Below are 16,111 nucleotides of genomic sequence, written 5' to 3'. Positions count from 1 at the left end.
TCGTTGCTATAATTACGGTCATAACAGAAAAATTCTGGAGTTATCATGCCGAACCGAAGAACCAGATTAACCCCACTAAATAATCTTGTTGCTCAAGCATTTCAGGAATCAGCGAATGAAGAATTATCAAAATTAGTTCATAACGCTGTAAACCTGCATAGAATTGCAGCGCCGAGAGCAACGGAATTAGATAATAAAACAGAAGCCCTGTCCACAAAGACAATACGTGATGTACAAGGAAGAGAAGTTGTAGTTATTGACGATCCTTTACAAACCGCGACACAAAGGTATTTTTCGCTGAAGTTCCAGACTTCCGCACCCACACTACGTCTCGTTCGTAACGCCTACTTTGAAAAAACAGAAGCCCTCCCTCCCTATCTTTGGGAAGATAAAGATACAGTAGATGCGATATTTTGTGCCGCCAAATCAGCACTGGATGTTACACAATCCAAAGCCTGTGATATGAAATTCCTTGAAATTCGTACTCAAAATCCGTCATTGCCAACCGCAGAGGCTCAAGTACAGGCGAAAAAAGAAATATTTAGCGAGGGAATTAACCGTATATCTTCACTGGATGAGAAATACAGAAAGCCATTACTTAAATTTTTTGAAGAGAAATTAATAAACAAACCGTTTGATAAACTCCGTGCTATTGACATTCAAAAAATGCTTTTTGATATCCAAAGGTATCAAATTCTGAGCGCGGCTTTTGCGAAGTCAATTCGAGAGTCGGAAAACGGCCTCGATGAGATTAGCTTCAGACGCGCTCTAGAGACTAACCTGAGGCCGATAGCTCTGAATATCGAGAAATTTGATCGATTATATACAAACTACTACGTTACTGTTTCGAGGAATTTCGACGCTTTCGACTCTTTGGTAGGTTTACCTGTGGCAACGGTATACTACGCGGTGAAAAAGGAGGGTGAGTCGACAGAGGATTTCTCGAAAAGAACACTCGAAGAAATCAAACAGCTTGAGCATTGCACATCAATTTCTTTCGGTTTATGTAGTAAGGAGCTTCCTCCTAAAAAGCTTCTTGCCAATCTTCCACCACACATCAAAGCAGTCACATTCGTTGAAGTCCCCAATCATGAACGTAGTCCTGAATGGAACCTTACCCCCGGACAAGTCAAAGATTACCTTTCGTTTTTGCCTCCCCACATTAAGACGCTTACCACCTCTAATCTACCGGTTGAGAGCACCTGTTTTGGCGAGCCTGAGACCAGGTGGTCCGAGCTGATGCCACAACTGCCCGCATCCCTCGAGAACGTGAGAGAGTACCGTGACGGTATAACCCTCGGTAGAGAACGCCGACAATATACGCTCCCGCGGGTGAACACGGCCTATGAAAGCGTGTTTAATACTCGATATGAGAACAACGTTAGTCATCTCAATACGGAAGCGGCCAGGGGAATGTATGCGCTGCTCAGACACTATCTGGGCACGGAAACAAGGGGACCAAACGAAAACATGTTTGATGACCTGTATCGAAGCAGGCGCATTAGATGGCGCGGACATCGCGCGGAAATAGAAGACCTGGTCAGAAAAATAGACAGTAACGAAATCGATGACCCCTTGGAGATTCTTTACGAGATGAAGCATATTAACGCCCGGAATACCAACCCGAATGGGGGCCTGCAGATGCGTATCAACTTTTTACAGGACCATCTCTCCAGGAATCCAAATTTGTTGTTGCAACCGGATGAAGCCCCATCCAACCAAATGACTTCTTCTTCTGCTGCTTCATCATCCTCATAAGAACTTTTGCGGGGGGAGCGACAAAACGCGCCCCCTGTCACTTCGAAGCCCGGTATTTTAAGGAATTTGAAAATCCTGCTACCATGCACGCATCCTCTCTTTACTTTATACTGCCACTGCATGAAAACCTTCCTTATTCTGCTGAGCGTTCTGGCCGCCACTGCCCATGCCTCTCCCCGCTTTGTGAAAACCTCACCCGCCACAACTCCCCGTTATCAGACCGACACCCGCGCACTTTGCGACACGGCGCGTGAGACACTTGCCTATATGAAAAAAGAAGCGACCCTTGACAGGGCGGTTATTCACCCCGGCCTGCTCGTTCCGATTCCAATCCCGCGGGTGGAGGCGACGCTGAAATTTGTCTGCGAACATCAAAATCGCATGAATGATCCTAAGTTTGTGGCCCGCCACTTCGACTTCTACCGCTGGTACCCGGATTGTAAGGGGGTGAATACTCCAAACCGCCCCGAGGGCAGCATTCGCATGACGCGCTATTACGTGCACCGCGCGCCTGCGCGCCATCAGCGCACACCGCAGACACCCTTCGCCCTCTATGGACTGCCAGAGGATGAAGCGCATTTAAGTCTGGAAGACGCCAGCAAACACCCTGAGCTCATCCGCTTTCAATACGGCAAACAGGCCATATTAAAAGGTGCGCTCCAAAAGAAAGCGGTGCCGGTGCTCGCCTGGGTTTCGCGCGAAGACCTCGAAGCCGCTCTTCTGCAGGGGACATTGATTGCCGATTTTGACGATAACACCACACAGACCTTTAACGTCCACCGTGGCAATAATATTCCTTACAATCGCGCGCTTCCCCCCTTAGAGCAGGAGCGCTACTGGTATTTCAAGGCGGTTGACGGCGTCAAAGGTTATGGTCGTGATGCCGAGCACAAAATCACCGTAGAACCAGGAGCCACCTTCGCAGCCGACCTTGAACAGTTTGGTCTTGGCAAGCTGCTGATGGTGCAATACCCGGGCGCCGGCGGAGCACCCGTCACCCGTGTGGGCGTCATGGCTGACACCGGTGGTGCTTTTCACCGCAACTTCTGCCAGGTTGACTTTCTCACGGGCAGTTATCGCGGGCTTGCGGCTTTTCAAAAAGCCAATCGCGGCCTGCCGGATTATGTTAACGCCTGGATTATGGTGCTGAAACCATGAGAATCTTGCTTCTGGCGCTACTGCTGCTTCCAGCCGGTGCTGAGGCATTCTCCTGCCACACGCCGCAACCCATTCATCAAAAGCCGATTGTGTTTGATGCTGAGCGTATACGTCTAACCCGCGAGTACCAGCGCGAACACTATGGCATTCGCCAGCGCTCCATCCGCATTGAGCCGCGCATGATTGTGCTGCACTGGACGGCTATCGGGAGCCTCGAGGCAACTTTCAGAGTATTTAACTCTTCACAGTTTCCAGACGGCTCTCCGCGCACCAAAGATTTACCCGGACGCCTTAATGTTTCCAGCCATTTTCTGGTTGACCGCGATGGCACTATTTATCAGCTGATGCCGGATAACTGGATGGCGCGCCACGTCATCGGCCTTAATCATTATGCTATCGGCATTGAAAACATAGGCGGCACTCACGATAAAGATGACTTGACTGACGCACAGGTGCGCGCCAATGCCTTTCTCGTCTGTTACCTGAAAGCAAAGTACCCCGCCATTGAACATGTTATTGGTCATAATGACTATTTAAAGTTTCGCAAAAGCCCGCTCTGGCTTGAGCGTGACCCCACCTATCAGACTGACAAATACGACCCGGGGCCCACTTTCTTGAAACGTGTATTACAGCGTGTCAGCACCCCGCCGCGGCGTGGTGGACTTTGGCATTTTTTTTCTGGATAATGAAAGGATTATTTAAGGACGGGAGAGAGGCGCATGGCGTGCAAAGGCTTTGGCTTGCCAATCATGGCAGCACTCGCGCTGAATCTCACGGCCTGCTACCACCCCCCCTACAATAACTTTAAAAAAGACCGCGCCGGTGTGCGCCGCACGGCGGGTGCTGCCGGTGTAGGTACTGCCGTGGGTGCGGCAGCGGGCTATCCCATTGTCGGGCTTGCCGCGGGTGCCGCTGTCGGTGGTGCGGTATCACTCTATCGCGAAAGCAAACCCGCCATCATCAAGGCACTTGCGAAGCAGCATATTCAGTATGTGCAATACGGCGACACCATGACGCTCATCGTGCCTACCGATCAATACTTTGTCTATAATACCGCACGCCTGCAGGAGCTTTGCTACCCGGGCCTCGTCAACATTATCAGGCTTCTGCGTCATTACCCCGACAGCCCTGTCTACATCGCGGGATTTACCGATGAAATTGGCTCCAGAGCGCATAAATTCCGCATGTCGGAAGCGCGCGCTGAAACCATGCTCGGCTTTCTCTGGGCCAATAACGTAAAAGCGCAGTACCTGAAGGCCGAAGGCTACGGCGATAAACATCCAATTTCCGATAACCGCATCATTCACGGAAGCGCGCAAAACCGGCGCCTTGAAATTCAGTGGGTGGTCATGCCCAAGGGCTGTAAAAACTGCCCCGCACCGGCACCCATGATAAAAGCCTACGAGAAATAGCCAATCCGTAACCATTCACCACGTTCACCGAAAAGCCATATTTGGCGCATCTTGTGCGAACGCATTACAAAAAACTGCTCACATACCGGTGTATGCTGCGCTTTTTTTGTAATGCGTTCGCACAACCTGCACTCAAATCTGACTTTTCCCCTAAAGCATTCAAAATGTGGTGAATAGTTACGCCAATCCTTTTGACACGGTTCTGTTCTCTGTTACCATCCGGTAATGGTGCAAACAAAAGGAGCAGGTTATGCGTTCCCGATTCATTGGTGGGATTTTACTCGTGGTTGGCACCTCGATTGGCGGCGGTATGCTGGCTCTGCCCCTTGCCTGCGCGACAGCGGGTTTCTGGCCATCCACCCTCCTTCTGCTTGCCTGCTGGGCGCTGATGACGCTCGGGGCGCTTTATATTCTGGAAGCCAATCTTTACCTGCCGCGCGGCGCGCACATGGTCTCGATGGCAGCGGCCACCCTTGGCAGGCCGGGGCTCCTGCTGACCTGGGTGAGTTATCTGATTCTGCTCTATACCCTTTTGTGTGCCTATATTTCCGGTGGCTCCGATGTATTTGGCGCGCTTTTTGAGCGCATGGGCCTCGAAAGCGCTCCCTGGCAGCGCACCAGCGCGTTTACGCTGGCATTTGGTGCGGTTGTCTGGGGGGGCATCCGCCGGGTAGACTGGTTTAACCGCGTGCTGATGTTCGCAAAACTTGGTATTTGCGCACTTCTCATCGTCATGATTGCACCACACGTTGACACAGGCGCTCTCGCGGGCGGCTCGCTGTTCGCGGGATTAGGCGCGCTGATGGTGCTCCTCACCTCTTTTGGTTTTGCCATTATTGTGCCGAACCTGCGAGATTACTTTGAGGACGACATCACGGCTCTGAGACGGGTTATCCTCATCGGCTCCCTTATCCCATTGTTCTGCTACCTCGCATGGAACACCGTGATTATGGGCAGCATTACACCCAATGCGCTCATTCCGCTGATGCAAAGTGAACGCGCCACCAGCACGCTCGCCGCGCTGCTCGCAGCACGCGTAGAAAGCCCGTTAATTATTGCCGCATTCAATGTCTTTACCTCTATCTGCATGCTGACCGCCTTTCTTGGTGTATCACTCTGCCTGTTCAGCTTTCTTGGAGACGGGCTACGCATGGAAGGCCGCGGGAAAGAAGGGCGCATTTTGTTTTTACTCACTTTTCTGCCGCCATTGCTGATAGTATTAGGGTTTCCGGGTGTCTGGATACATGCCTTAAGCTTTGCGGGAGCGCTGTGTGTTATTCTCCTTCTGCTGCTTCCGGCACTCATGTGTCTGCAGGGGCGCAGGCGCTACCAAAGCGCATATACCGTACCGGGAAAGTCTGTGGTATTGTGGCTCGTCATTGTAAGTGGAGTGGGGCTTCTTGGGTTTGCGCTATTAACGCTCTAGGTCTGGAGGCAAGGCTTGACAGTTTGGGGTGTGATATGCAACAATATGTTTTATTTTTGAGCAATGAGGTACCATGGCACGCTCACGGTTTATAGGCGGCACCCTCTTGATAGCAGGCACCTCCATTGGTGGCGGCATGCTGGCGCTGCCGGTTGCCACTGCCGGTGCCGGTTTCACCGGTTCGCTGATTTTTCTGGTGCTCTGCTGGCTCATCATGACTACCGGCGCCCTGCTGCTGCTCGAAGCAAGCCTTCGCCTGCCGCCCGGCTCCAATCTCGTGTCCATTGCCAAATCCACCTTAGGGCTCCCCGGACAAGTTCTTGCCTGGAGTGCCTGCCTGCTTCTGCTCTACACACTGCTCGCCGCCTACATCTCTGGTGGAAGTGACGTATTTGCGGGCATCCTTGGCGCATTCAGGCTCCGACCGCCTGAATGGCTGGCCGCCATTGTGTTTACTGGTGTGTTAAGCCTTGTAGTCTATCGTGGCATTCGCTCAGTGGATTTCGTTAACCGCGGCCTGATGTTTGGCAAACTTGGCGTTTACCTCCTGCTGGTGCTGGTGATTGCACCCTGGATTAAACCCTCGGCCCTTCGAGGCGGCGATCTGCACACCATCTCCGCCAGCCTGATGATTCTCATAACTTCGTTTGGCTTTGCCTCCATCGTGCCAAGCCTGCGCGATTACTTCCAGGATGACATTCCGGCGCTAAGAAAGGTGATAATCATTGGCTCTCTGATTCCGCTCGCCTGCTACATCCTCTGGAATGCGGTTATCATGGGCGTCATCGACCGTGAGGGCACGGGCGGACTGCTTGAGCTTGGTAACAGCGGACATGCCGCTTCCGGGCTGACTGTAGCTTTGACCGGCGCACTCCACAATCCGCTCATCAGTGCGTTTTTCAGTTTTTTTTCCTCTATCTGCATGATAACGGCATTTCTCGCGGTGTCACTTGGGCTTTACGATTTTCTGGCCGATGGCCTGTCGCTGAAAAAATCCGGCAAAGAAGGGAAATCCGTCCTGCTTTTGACCTTTGCCCCACCCCTTCTTGTTGTGCTGTTTAACCCGGGCATTTACCTCAATGCCCTGAATTACGCCGGCATTTGCTGTGTCCTGCTGCTGCTCGTCCTTCCGGTTTTAATGACCTGGCGCGGGCGCCGTGTGACAACTGCAGGGGTTATCGTGCCTGGTGGCAATCTGACGCTTGCTCTGGTAGCGATTTCTGCAATGGTGCTGCTCTATATTGCCATCTTGTAGTTCACCAGCATTCAGGGGTCTGCTGACAGATATGGGCTCTGCCGGGTCTTGCAAGATGCTGATTTTATACTATTGCATCAACAATGTATTTTATGAATGTGCCGGAAAAATGAGAGTAATAATGGCAGTTTGCCATGGTTTCTCTCCTGAGAAAGATGCGGTTCTTCAGCCACAAACGTTACAGGGGCTGCAATTCTATCTGCAAGTCTCTGTCGACAAGAATCATGTGATTGTGGGGAATGTCCCCCCACTCGGATTCAATGCAGTTTAATTTTTCTGATGCCAGCAGCACACAGCGCCAGTCGCGCATAACCGTACCATTCGAACCACTTTCGGGCACTTCTCGGGTGCCTGCAAAATAGTGAAGCGACAAGGAGGGCTCTTTGCTGCTCGTGGTGTAGCGAGTTGCAAGCATGCGTTCGCCATCAGTGAGACAAATGTTCAGAAAAGACACGCCCCCCTGACCGTATTGTTCTACCAGCACATTAACGGTTTTTACGGTTTCCCGCAGTACGTTTGCAGCTTCATGAATATCGGTGACATCTCGACCCCGGCAAAGCTGAAGAAAAAGTGCGAAAAAATGCTCCGAGTCCGTGCTGCCCTGAATCCAGTTATAAATATCATCATCAAGCATGCGCCGCAGGTGTCGCTTGATGGATGAAAAGTTGCCGATATCACCGTTGTGCATCAACATCCATCGGCCTCTGGCGAACGGATGACAGTTATCCAGATTGACGTTACCGGTTTCAGCAGCGCGCACATGGCCAAAAAAGCAGGGCGATTTAATCCTGGCTGTCAGATGCAAAAGATTTCTGTCGTTCCATGCGGGAGAAATGGAGGTAAAAAGTCCCGGTTCGGGATTCAGCTCAGGCGCGTACCAGCCCACACCAAAGCCATCGCCATTGGTCGGAAACTGCGTTTCGCGTGCTTTGAGACTCTGGGCGATAAGCGAGTTTTCGGGCTTTACCAGCGCTGTTTCTAACAGCAGAGGCTCTCCAAGATAGGCAACAAATCGGCACATGGGCTGGCTCCTGGCAGTTGCATAAGAAAAGTGTAGTGTAAGTCTTGCTAAACCACCAAATGCTGATATTTGCCAAAGCGCGCGCTTTAGGCAATACTTCCGTGTTAAGGTTTATAATCACACGCCATGAATCCCACCAAACCCTTTCTAAAATGGGCGGGCGGCAAATATCGCCAGCTGTCACGTATCCTTGCGGTCCTGCCCCCGGGAAGACGGTTAATTGAGCCTTTTACCGGATCGGGGGCCGTGTTTATTAACACGAGCTATAGGGAATATATCCTTGGCGAAGCGAACCCTGATTTAGTTGCGCTTTTTACCCACATACAGCAGGATGGCTGTGCCTTTATCGATTGGTGCGAAAGTTTTTTTACGCCACAAAACAATACTGAAGACCGTTATTATGCGTTCCGAGAGCGCTTCAATGCCTCAAAGGACAGCCGCGAGCGTTCAGCGCTTTTTATTTATATGAATCGCCATGGCTATAACGGTCTATGCCGCTACAATCGCCGGGGAGGCTTTAACGTACCCTTCGGCCGCTATGCAAAACCCGGATTTCCACGCCGGGAAATGGAGTTTTTCCAGCAAAAAAGCCAGAATGCACGCTTTGTACACTGTGACTTTCGCGAAACGTTCATGCTGGCAGAACCAGGTGATATTATCTATTGTGACCCGCCGTATGTGCCACTCTCTCCCAGTGCGAACTTTTCCACCTATACCGGTAGCGCCTTTGGCGAAGACGACCATATTGCTCTGGCACATCTTGCGCGCTCATCCAGAGAACGCGGCGTACCGGTAGTGATATCCAATCATGATACCCCCTTCACACGCACACACTACATTGATGCATCTATCGAAGCGTTTCGTGTGCGCCGGCACATCAGCTGCCTTGGGACACAACGCGGATTTGCTCCTGAGCTGCTCGCTTTTTTTGAAGAGAAGCACCCCCTTTCAACCTTTCCATAAAGCACAGTATGAGGGGGGCTTTAAAGCGGTCGTGGTGCGTGGATATCCCGGGTCGGCCGCAACGAAGGCGACCCGGAAACGGACATCAACTCTCGGGCAGACAGTCTTTTTGCCGGGTTGATTCTGCAGCGTGATTGCTCACGGACGGCTTGTCTTTCAGAAAAAAGGCGAGAATGGTTACCAGCAGCAGCGACAATGGCAGTACAGAAAGCGCTATCTGGTAGTCCAGCACCGTATAGATATGCTGGCCATCGACCATACCGGCATCGCCAAACGTATCCAGCAGCTTGCCGACAAGCGGTTGAAAAATGACGCCACCAAGTGTCACTATCATGTTGACGGCGGCAAATGCGGTGCCTGAGAGCCTCGCACCGCTGTTTTCCTTGCCCATGATAAAAACAATGATTTCCGTTCCGCTGAATACCCCGTAGAAAAACAGCAGAGCAACCAGCGTCGTTTGAGAGAGTCCCGGATAATACAAAACGGCACTGATGCAAAAGAGCGCCAGCACGGCCCCGACCACAAGGGGGAACACACGCTTTCCGGTAAGGTCAGACAGATAACCCGCAAGCGGCGCTCCGACGGCCCAGCCTAGAAACATGGCAGAAATGGTGCGGGCAGCCTCGACTTTGGTCAGGTGATGCGCCTGCTCAAGGTAGGTCTTGCCCCACAACTCGCCAAATACGGAAAGTGAGGTATACAGGCAGGCACCGACAAAACCTATGAGCCATATTTCCGGTGAAGCAAGAACAACCCAGACATTGCGAAAAAAATCAGGCAGGGCATTCTTGTGCAGGTGCGAGCTGCCTTTAGGGCCATCACGCACCAGCAGAAACGTCAGGACGGTAAGCAGCATGCCGATGTAAATCAGCATGGTCAGCACATGCTGCCAGCCGAGATTGACCGCCATACTGGTTATCTTGACCTCACCGTAAACGAGGCCCAGCATGCCAAGGGTGGTGATGAGTCCTGCCACCAGCGAAAAATAACGGCGTGGCAGCCAGTTCATTGCAAGAGAGAGCACACCGACAAAGGCAAAAGATGAACCAAAGCCAACAAGGAAGCGCCCGCTTCCCGCCATGAGGAACGATGACGTCTGTGTGAACATGACCGACCCGATGGTGCAGCAAAGGCAGGCAAAGGTCAGAAGGCGACGAGGACCGTAGCGGTCCATCAGCATGCCTACTGGCAGCTGCATCGGCGAATAGGCGAAGTAATAGAATGCGGACAGCTGTCCAAAGGCGGTGGCAGAAATGTGCCCAAACGCGGCACTCAGTTCGCTTTGCAGCGCACCAGGGATGATGCGCAGAACAAATTCGTAGCAGTAAAAAAATGCTCCGATAGCGACTACCAGCACGCCAAACAGCGTATTTCTTCGCGACTGAACGTCATTGTGGGGCATGGGCATGTGTCTCTTTCAGGAAGAAAACAAGCACGGCGGCTATCAGCATTCCCAGCGGAATAACCGAAAGTGCAATGCGATAATCACCCGACCAGTCGAGAAGGTAGCCGACCAGTGGCTGCAGGAACATCGCGCCAAGCATAACTATCATGTTGGTCATCGCCATGGCCGTACCGGCAGCCTCGTCCGGGCTGAGCTCGCGACCTACGGCAAATACAATGGCCTGAGCCCCATAGAGCAGGCCAAGCAATACCATCAGCACGTTGATTTGCATGGCTGTAAGGCCTGGCATATAAAGGATAATTGACATGACGATGACGGCACCGAGTGCGCCTGTCATCATTGGCAGCTTGCGCCGATGCAGTTTATCGGCGAGAAAACCCATCATTGGCGCACCGACCGTGAACCCCAGAAAGAGCAGGGAATTTGCAAAATCAGCATTCGAGCGGGTCATGCCATGTGCATGCTGCAGGTACGGGATACCCCAAAGTTCTGCCAACACAGTTGTAGGCAGGTAGACAAGGCAGCCATAAAGACCGTTAATCCATATCTGGCGATTTCGGGCAATGATGCACAGGTCACGAATGCTCTGGCGAAAATTCTCAATACTGCCACTTTCTTCATCGCTGTCGGGGTGATCGCGCAGCCCGAGCCAAAGAACCAGCACCAGCAAAATACCGGAAATGGCGGTCAGGTTCACGGTCTGCTGCCAGCCCGCTGAATCCACCAGTGCCCCGAGGATATTATCGCCAAGCATCGCGCCAATGGTACCCAGCGCTGTAGCAAGACCTGATACGAGTGCGAGACGGTCTTCCGGCAGCCAGAGGGTTGCAAGCTTCAGCACGCCAACGAAAGCGAACGCTGAACCAAGACCCACGAGGAAGCGCCCGGACGCCGCCACCCAGAACACAGAGGTGCCTGCAAACATCCAGGTACCCAGTACGCAAATCATGCAGGCGATGGTCAGGAGACGCCGTGGACCGTAGCGGTCCATGAGGATACCGACCGGCAGCTGCATGGGAACATAGGCATAGTAATAGAAGGCTGACAGCTTGCCAAAACCGGCAGAGTTCAGCTCAAAATGCGCTCTGAGCGCTTCTTCCATAACACTGGGGGATATGCGCAAAAAATACTCATAGCTGTAAAAAACGGCGCCAAGTGCGCAGACAAACCAGGCATACCACATATAGTGCTTGTTTTTCTCAGTGTGCAAGGCAAACTCTCCTCAGAAAAATTACTCCAAAATTTTCAGGATTTCAGCTTTCGCATGTCTCTCTGGCAACGCCGCTGGCTATGGCGGCTTCGGCCACCGCTTTGGAAACGCGGGCACAGAGCCGTGGGTCTACCGGCTTTGGCAGAAGATAATCTCGACCAAATTCCCAGGAAGTAACACCGGGATAATTGGCCTTGACGTCATCAGGTGCAGGTTCATGCACCAGCGAGCGAATCGCCTCTACCGCGGCAAGCTGCATGTCTCGGTTAATACAGCGTGCCCGTACGTCCAGTGCACCGCGGAAGATATAAGGGAAACACAGCACATTGTTGACCTGATTAGGGTAGTCACTTCGTCCAGTCGCAATAATCAAGTCGTCTCGAATCGCATGTGCTACGTCAGGACGGATTTCAGGGTCCGGATTGGACAGCGCAAAGATTACCGGCTTTGGCGCCATGGAAAGCAGCCATTCAGGCTGCAGCAAGTCAGGCTTGGCTACCCCGATAAAGACGTCCGCACCGCGAAGCGCATCTGGAAGTGTGCGACACCGCGTATCAATCGCAAAGGCCTGCTTATGGCGGTTAAGGTCCGTACGTCCGCTGTGTATGACACCACAGGAGTCGAGGAGCATGAGGTTCTCACGAGGCGCTCCCAGTGCCAGCAGCAGACGCATGGAGGCAATGCCTGCAGCACCGGCTCCAATGCAGACAATACGTGCCGTCTCGATGCGTTTGCCCTGCAGCTCAAGCGCGTTAAGAAGACCTGCGGCAACCACAATGGCGGTGCCGTGCTGGTCGTCATGGAACACGGGTATGTCGAGCAGAGCGGAAAGCTTTTCTTCGATATCAAAGCACTCAGGAGCCTTGATGTCTTCAAGGTTGATACCGCCAAACGTTGGTGCAATGCTGCGGGCGGTTTCGATAAAGGCTTCAGGCGTCGGCGCATCGACTTCGATGTCAAAAACATCGATATTCGCAAAACGCTTAAAGAGCACTCCCTTGCCTTCCATGACCGGCTTGCTGGCCAGCGGGCCAACATCGCCAAGCCCCAGAACGGCAGTACCGTTGGTCATGACGGCAACCAGATTGCCGCGTGCGGTATAGCGCCAGACATTGTCGCGATTCTGCGCAATAGCGCGCACCGGCTCAGCTACGCCAGGCGTATAGGCAAGTGAAAGATCTTCCTGGGTATTCGTGGGCTTGGTGACACAAAGGGCTATCTTTCCAGGCGTTGGCAACTCATGGTAATCGAGCGCGCGTTGCGCTAAATCGGTATCGGTACGTTCCAAAATCTGATTCTCCGTACGGGGCGCAGGCAGAATACCGGAAATCAGCGCGATGCAGACTATGCGACCGCTGTTCCTCCGCCTTTTGCAGGCTGCATGTTGTTCGGAATAGGATGCAAAAAATTTGGCCCCTGCTGCTGTTGCTGCGGCTGGAGCCGAAAATTCCCGTATTACTGCTGTTCGGTGCTGTCCTTGATGCGTGCCTTGTAGCGATCGCGGAAACGCTGGACACGACCACCGGTATCAACCAGTTTTTGCTTACCGGTATAAAAAGGGTGGCAGTTGGCGCATACTTCGATGCTGAGAGGGCTGCACAGCGTGGAGCGGGTTTCAAAGGTGTTCCCGCAGCTGCAGGTTACTGTTACCGATGTATACTCTGGATGGATATCAGCTTTCATTCTACCACTCTCTCTAAAAATTAACGAAACTCGCTACCTGAACCGAATGTCTGGCACGAGCTCCTTGCAAAAGACAGGCAACCTTATCAGATTTGCACAATCAAATCAATCAGGGATTGGTATATCCAGTACCACACTGACCGGCGCATGATCGGAAGGCCGCTCGTGTCTGCGGGCTTCACGGTCAATGGTACTTTCGCGACAGTGCGCGATTAACGCGGGTGAAAGCAGGATATGGTCAATGCGCAGGCCATTGTTGCGCCGAAAAGCGGCTGCACGATAATCCCACCAGCTGTAGGTTTCGGGCGGCTGCGGAAAATGGCGAAAACTGTCGACAAGCCCTGTTTTCAGCAACGCGGCAAAGGCTTCCCGTTCCGGCGGGCTCACAAGCACCGAGCCTTCCCAGCTGGCGGGGTCATGCACATCACAATCTTCTGGCGCGATATTAAAATCGCCAACTACGGCAAGGTGCGGATATTTTTGGGCTTCACGTGCAAGAAAGGCGGTAACGTGCTGCAGCCAGTCGAGTTTATACGCATATTTATCCGTACCGGGAGCCGCTCCGTTTGGAACATAAAGATTGACTACCCGCAGGCTGCCAATGCTCAAAGCAAGAATACGTCGCGCAGGGTCTTCAAAGCCCTCGATATCCGTCAGTACGTCACTGGCTTTATGGCGGCTTATCACCGCCATTCCGTTCCAGGATTTCTGGCCGGAAAACACCACCGAGTAGCCCAGTGCCTCAAACGCTTCGGACGGAAAACGCTCATCCGGCAGTTTAGTTTCCTGTAATGCGAGGACATCCGTTTGTGAATGCAAGAGCCACTCGCACACCTGTTCAAGGCGTACGCCCAATGAATTGACATTCCAGCTCGCAAGCCTAAGCACTAAAGCCTCCTTCATACTGCACCAGCACCGGAGCGTGGTCAGACAATTTCTGCTCTCTATACACCTCGACCGTCCCCACCCGCGGCACAAGGCCCTGTGTAATCACCTGATAATCAATCCGCCACCCGACATTGTTCTCGCGCGCACGCCCCCGGTGTGACCACCAGGTATACTCGTCAGGGTGCGGGTTTTTCAGCCGAAAAGCGTCAACAAACCCAAGCTCTCCGAAAAGCCGGTCCATAAACGCACGCTCATCCGGGAGAAAGCCAGAATTTTTCTGATTGGAACGCCAGTTTTTGAGATCAATCGGCTTGTGGGCGATGTTGTAATCCCCGCAAATGATGAGTTCCTGCCCCGATTCACGCAAAGCCATCACATGCGGTGCGAAATGCTCGAGAAATTCATATTTTATTGCCTGCCGCTCTTCGCTGCTGGTGCCTGATGGGAAATAGGCGGAAATAATGCTTAAGCCCGGGTAATCAAACCGCAGGTACCGCCCCTCGCTCTCTGCGCGCGCATAGCCAAAGTGGCGCACAATGCGCTCAGGCGCGTGTCTCGCATAAATCGCGACCCCGCTGTAGCCTTTTTTTTCGGCATCTACGTATTCACAGTGATACCCTGCGGGAAAATATTGCGGGTCATCTGACAGCTGGGCATGATGCGCCCGTGTTTCCTGGAGACAAACCACATCCGGGCGCACATTTTCAAGCCATTCGTAAAAACCTAGACGAGCGGCAGAGCGAATCCCATTGGCATTAAAGCTGACAACACGCACCAGTCACTCCTTTATAGTCAGGCTATTCAAGCGAAAACAGCACAAGAGCTGCAAGGGCGAATACCATGCCTATGCTTTGGCGCATTGTCAAACCCTGTTTTAAAAAAATGAGTGAGAGAAGCAGCGTTACGAGGGGGTACATGGAAGTAATAAGCACGACCGGCATTGCCGGACCACGCCTTAAGGCTGCCACAAAAAAAATACAGGCCACCCCATTGGCAAGCCCGTTAAGGAGCGCATAGGAGTTACCTCTCAAGGACGATTCAGGCTTGAATTCCAGGAGAAAAAGCGCCACAAATCCGGCTATCATGACGCCAACGCTCGAGTAGAAGGTCAGTGTGAGCGGATTGACAAATCCAGCGGCACGCGTACCCCAATAGCCCCAGGCACCATACAGCACAAGTGATGTGAGCGCAAAAACGTACCATGTGGAAAAAACCATCCGTTTATCTCATCCCCCGGTCATGACCGCTTTGCCGACATCATTGCCCACTTCTACCGCCGCACCTGCAGCAGGGCCTGCAATGGCTTCAGCATCGGAAGATGCCTGCTCATCAAGGCGTTGGGTTTCCAGTCCCGACATTTCGACAAACGGCACTGCCGGCGAATCGCCTGGTGTTGACATCATGGAGCGCGCCTGACTCATGTCTGCGTCCTCGGTTTCATCCTGTTCCCGCTCAAGAGCCGCATCTTCGTCCTTGCTGCCAAGCAAGGATTTTAGCGCCTCTTTGGTATCGGAGTACATTTGCCGTGCTTCGTCTTTGAGCTCATCAGCATATTCATTAAGCTCACCTTTAATGGCATCCACTATTTTGCCATTGCGCCATTCATCAAAGCCGCTGACCGCGTTAACGAGTTCGTCCGTCGCCTGGCTCATGATATCGGCATAATCCCCTTTAGCGGTTTTGCGCTCATTGTCGTACTTCATACGGGGGTCATTTTTCTGAACATCCGAGCCGGCAGGTTTACTGGGAGCGGCCGAGGATGTCTCTTCGGCTTCATCGGCTTGATTGACTTCTTTGTCATCAGACATAACTCACCTCAACATACATTCTTACTCTACTTGTAAATGTATCATGTTGCGAGGTTTTGAGCATGTTAAAAAAACGTAAAGTACAAGCACGTGACAGTACACACAGGATTGTATACACTGGGTG

16 protein-coding genes are annotated in these 16,111 nt (G+C 52.4%); 7 read left to right on the top strand and 9 right to left on the bottom strand.

Features of this window, described 5'->3' with window-relative positions:
• Positions 1 to 45 precede the first annotated feature (45 nt).
• The 6 genes from E4T54_RS07120 (at position 46) to E4T54_RS07095 (ending at position 7,009) form a co-directional block, all read left to right on the top strand.
• Positions 46 to 1,758: a hypothetical protein gene (locus E4T54_RS07120; protein ID WP_028387283.1), complete on the top strand. Its 1,713-nt coding sequence runs from the start codon at positions 46 to 48 to the stop codon at positions 1,756 to 1,758.
• Between the two features lie 120 nt (positions 1,759 to 1,878).
• Positions 1,879 to 2,916 carry an MltA domain-containing protein gene (locus E4T54_RS07115; protein ID WP_028387284.1) on the top strand — a complete coding sequence of 346 codons (1,038 nt, stop codon included), beginning with the start codon at positions 1,879 to 1,881 and terminating at the stop codon, positions 2,914 to 2,916.
• Positions 2,913 to 3,602 carry a peptidoglycan recognition protein family protein gene (locus E4T54_RS07110; protein WP_051551052.1) on the top strand — a complete coding sequence of 230 codons (690 nt, stop codon included), beginning with the start codon at positions 2,913 to 2,915 and terminating at the stop codon, positions 3,600 to 3,602. Before E4T54_RS07115 ends, E4T54_RS07110 begins: the two co-directional genes overlap by 4 nt.
• 33 nt (positions 3,603 to 3,635) lie before the next feature.
• On the top strand, positions 3,636 to 4,328 hold the full coding sequence (gene cmpA / locus E4T54_RS07105) for a C-OmpA-like family protein CmpA (RefSeq protein WP_028387285.1): 693 nt from the start codon (positions 3,636 to 3,638) through the stop codon (positions 4,326 to 4,328).
• A 250-nt stretch (positions 4,329 to 4,578) separates the two neighbouring features.
• Positions 4,579 to 5,754, top strand: coding sequence for an amino acid permease (locus E4T54_RS07100; RefSeq protein ID WP_028387286.1), 1,176 nt, complete (start codon positions 4,579 to 4,581; stop codon positions 5,752 to 5,754).
• A 73-nt stretch (positions 5,755 to 5,827) separates the two neighbouring features.
• A complete protein-coding gene (locus E4T54_RS07095; protein WP_028387287.1) occupies positions 5,828 to 7,009 on the top strand; it encodes an amino acid permease in 1,182 nt (393 codons plus the stop codon).
• Positions 7,010 to 7,187: 178 nt separating this feature from the next.
• On the opposite strand, the gene E4T54_RS07090 is transcribed toward E4T54_RS07095, so the two are convergent.
• Complete coding sequence (locus E4T54_RS07090; RefSeq protein ID WP_028387288.1) at positions 7,188 to 8,030, bottom strand: class II glutamine amidotransferase; 843 nt, start codon at positions 8,028 to 8,030, stop codon at positions 7,188 to 7,190.
• A 126-nt stretch (positions 8,031 to 8,156) separates the two neighbouring features.
• On the opposite strand from E4T54_RS07090, the gene E4T54_RS07085 reads away from it, so the two are divergent.
• A complete protein-coding gene (locus E4T54_RS07085; protein WP_028387289.1) occupies positions 8,157 to 8,993 on the top strand; it encodes a DNA adenine methylase in 837 nt (278 codons plus the stop codon).
• Between the two features lie 85 nt (positions 8,994 to 9,078).
• Here the strand turns inward: E4T54_RS07085 and E4T54_RS07080 are convergent, their stop codons facing one another.
• From E4T54_RS07080 to E4T54_RS07045, 8 genes are all read right to left on the bottom strand, one after another.
• Positions 9,079 to 10,395: an MFS transporter gene (locus E4T54_RS07080; RefSeq protein WP_115152888.1), complete on the bottom strand. Its 1,317-nt coding sequence runs from the start codon at positions 10,393 to 10,395 to the stop codon at positions 9,079 to 9,081.
• Entirely contained in the window at positions 10,382 to 11,608 is a 1,227-nt protein-coding gene (locus tag E4T54_RS07075; protein WP_028387290.1) for an MFS transporter, read from the bottom strand. Before E4T54_RS07075 ends, E4T54_RS07080 begins: the two co-directional genes overlap by 14 nt.
• Before the next feature lie 43 nt (positions 11,609 to 11,651).
• Entirely contained in the window at positions 11,652 to 12,896 is a 1,245-nt protein-coding gene (locus E4T54_RS07070) for a malic enzyme-like NAD(P)-binding protein (RefSeq protein ID WP_028387291.1), read from the bottom strand.
• Positions 12,897 to 13,063: 167 nt separating this feature from the next.
• Positions 13,064 to 13,291: a 50S ribosomal protein L31 gene (rpmE, locus tag E4T54_RS07065; RefSeq protein WP_081776824.1), complete on the bottom strand. Its 228-nt coding sequence runs from the start codon at positions 13,289 to 13,291 to the stop codon at positions 13,064 to 13,066.
• Between the two features lie 105 nt (positions 13,292 to 13,396).
• The gene (locus E4T54_RS07060; protein ID WP_028387293.1) at positions 13,397 to 14,179 is read right to left on the bottom strand and encodes an exodeoxyribonuclease III; all 783 of its coding nucleotides are present in this window, start codon (positions 14,177 to 14,179) and stop codon (positions 13,397 to 13,399) included.
• The gene (locus tag E4T54_RS07055; RefSeq protein ID WP_028387294.1) at positions 14,172 to 14,954 is read right to left on the bottom strand and encodes an exodeoxyribonuclease III; all 783 of its coding nucleotides are present in this window, start codon (positions 14,952 to 14,954) and stop codon (positions 14,172 to 14,174) included. Before E4T54_RS07055 ends, E4T54_RS07060 begins: the two co-directional genes overlap by 8 nt.
• 22 nt (positions 14,955 to 14,976) lie before the next feature.
• Positions 14,977 to 15,396, bottom strand: coding sequence for an EamA family transporter (locus E4T54_RS07050; RefSeq protein WP_028387295.1), 420 nt, complete (start codon positions 15,394 to 15,396; stop codon positions 14,977 to 14,979).
• Positions 15,397 to 15,405: 9 nt separating this feature from the next.
• Complete coding sequence (locus tag E4T54_RS07045) at positions 15,406 to 15,987, bottom strand: hypothetical protein (protein ID WP_028387296.1); 582 nt, start codon at positions 15,985 to 15,987, stop codon at positions 15,406 to 15,408.
• Positions 15,988 to 16,111 lie beyond the last annotated feature (124 nt).

The sequence above is a fragment of the Legionella geestiana genome, assembly GCF_004571195.1.
Taxonomy (GTDB): Bacteria; Pseudomonadota; Gammaproteobacteria; order Legionellales; family Legionellaceae; genus Legionella_B; species Legionella_B geestiana.
The sequence above is the reverse complement of the archived record's forward strand: the minus strand, read 5'-3'. Positions and strand labels throughout refer to the sequence as shown.

Bases quoted from the DNA above. Each gene is read 5' to 3' on its own strand.
- E4T54_RS07090 (WP_028387288.1), bottom strand. From the start codon at position 8,030: ATGTGCCGATTTGTTGCCTATCTTGGAGAGCCTCTGCTGTTAGAAACA.
- E4T54_RS07100 (WP_028387286.1), top strand. From the start codon at position 4,579: ATGCGTTCCCGATTCATTGGTGGGATTTTACTCGTGGTTGGCACCTCG.
- cmpA (WP_028387285.1), top strand. From the start codon at position 3,636: ATGGCGTGCAAAGGCTTTGGCTTGCCAATCATGGCAGCACTCGCGCTG.
- E4T54_RS07095 (WP_028387287.1), top strand. From the start codon at position 5,828: ATGGCACGCTCACGGTTTATAGGCGGCACCCTCTTGATAGCAGGCACC.
- E4T54_RS07050 (WP_028387295.1), bottom strand. From the start codon at position 15,396: ATGGTTTTTTCCACATGGTACGTTTTTGCGCTCACATCACTTGTGCTG.
- E4T54_RS07080 (WP_115152888.1), bottom strand. From the start codon at position 10,395: ATGCCCCACAATGACGTTCAGTCGCGAAGAAATACGCTGTTTGGCGTG.
- E4T54_RS07085 (WP_028387289.1), top strand. From the start codon at position 8,157: ATGAATCCCACCAAACCCTTTCTAAAATGGGCGGGCGGCAAATATCGC.
- rpmE (WP_081776824.1), bottom strand. From the start codon at position 13,291: ATGAAAGCTGATATCCATCCAGAGTATACATCGGTAACAGTAACCTGC.
- E4T54_RS07120 (WP_028387283.1), top strand. From the start codon at position 46: ATGCCGAACCGAAGAACCAGATTAACCCCACTAAATAATCTTGTTGCT.
- E4T54_RS07115 (WP_028387284.1), top strand. From the start codon at position 1,879: ATGAAAACCTTCCTTATTCTGCTGAGCGTTCTGGCCGCCACTGCCCAT.
- E4T54_RS07110 (WP_051551052.1), top strand. From the start codon at position 2,913: ATGAGAATCTTGCTTCTGGCGCTACTGCTGCTTCCAGCCGGTGCTGAG.
- E4T54_RS07045 (WP_028387296.1), bottom strand. From the start codon at position 15,987: ATGTCTGATGACAAAGAAGTCAATCAAGCCGATGAAGCCGAAGAGACA.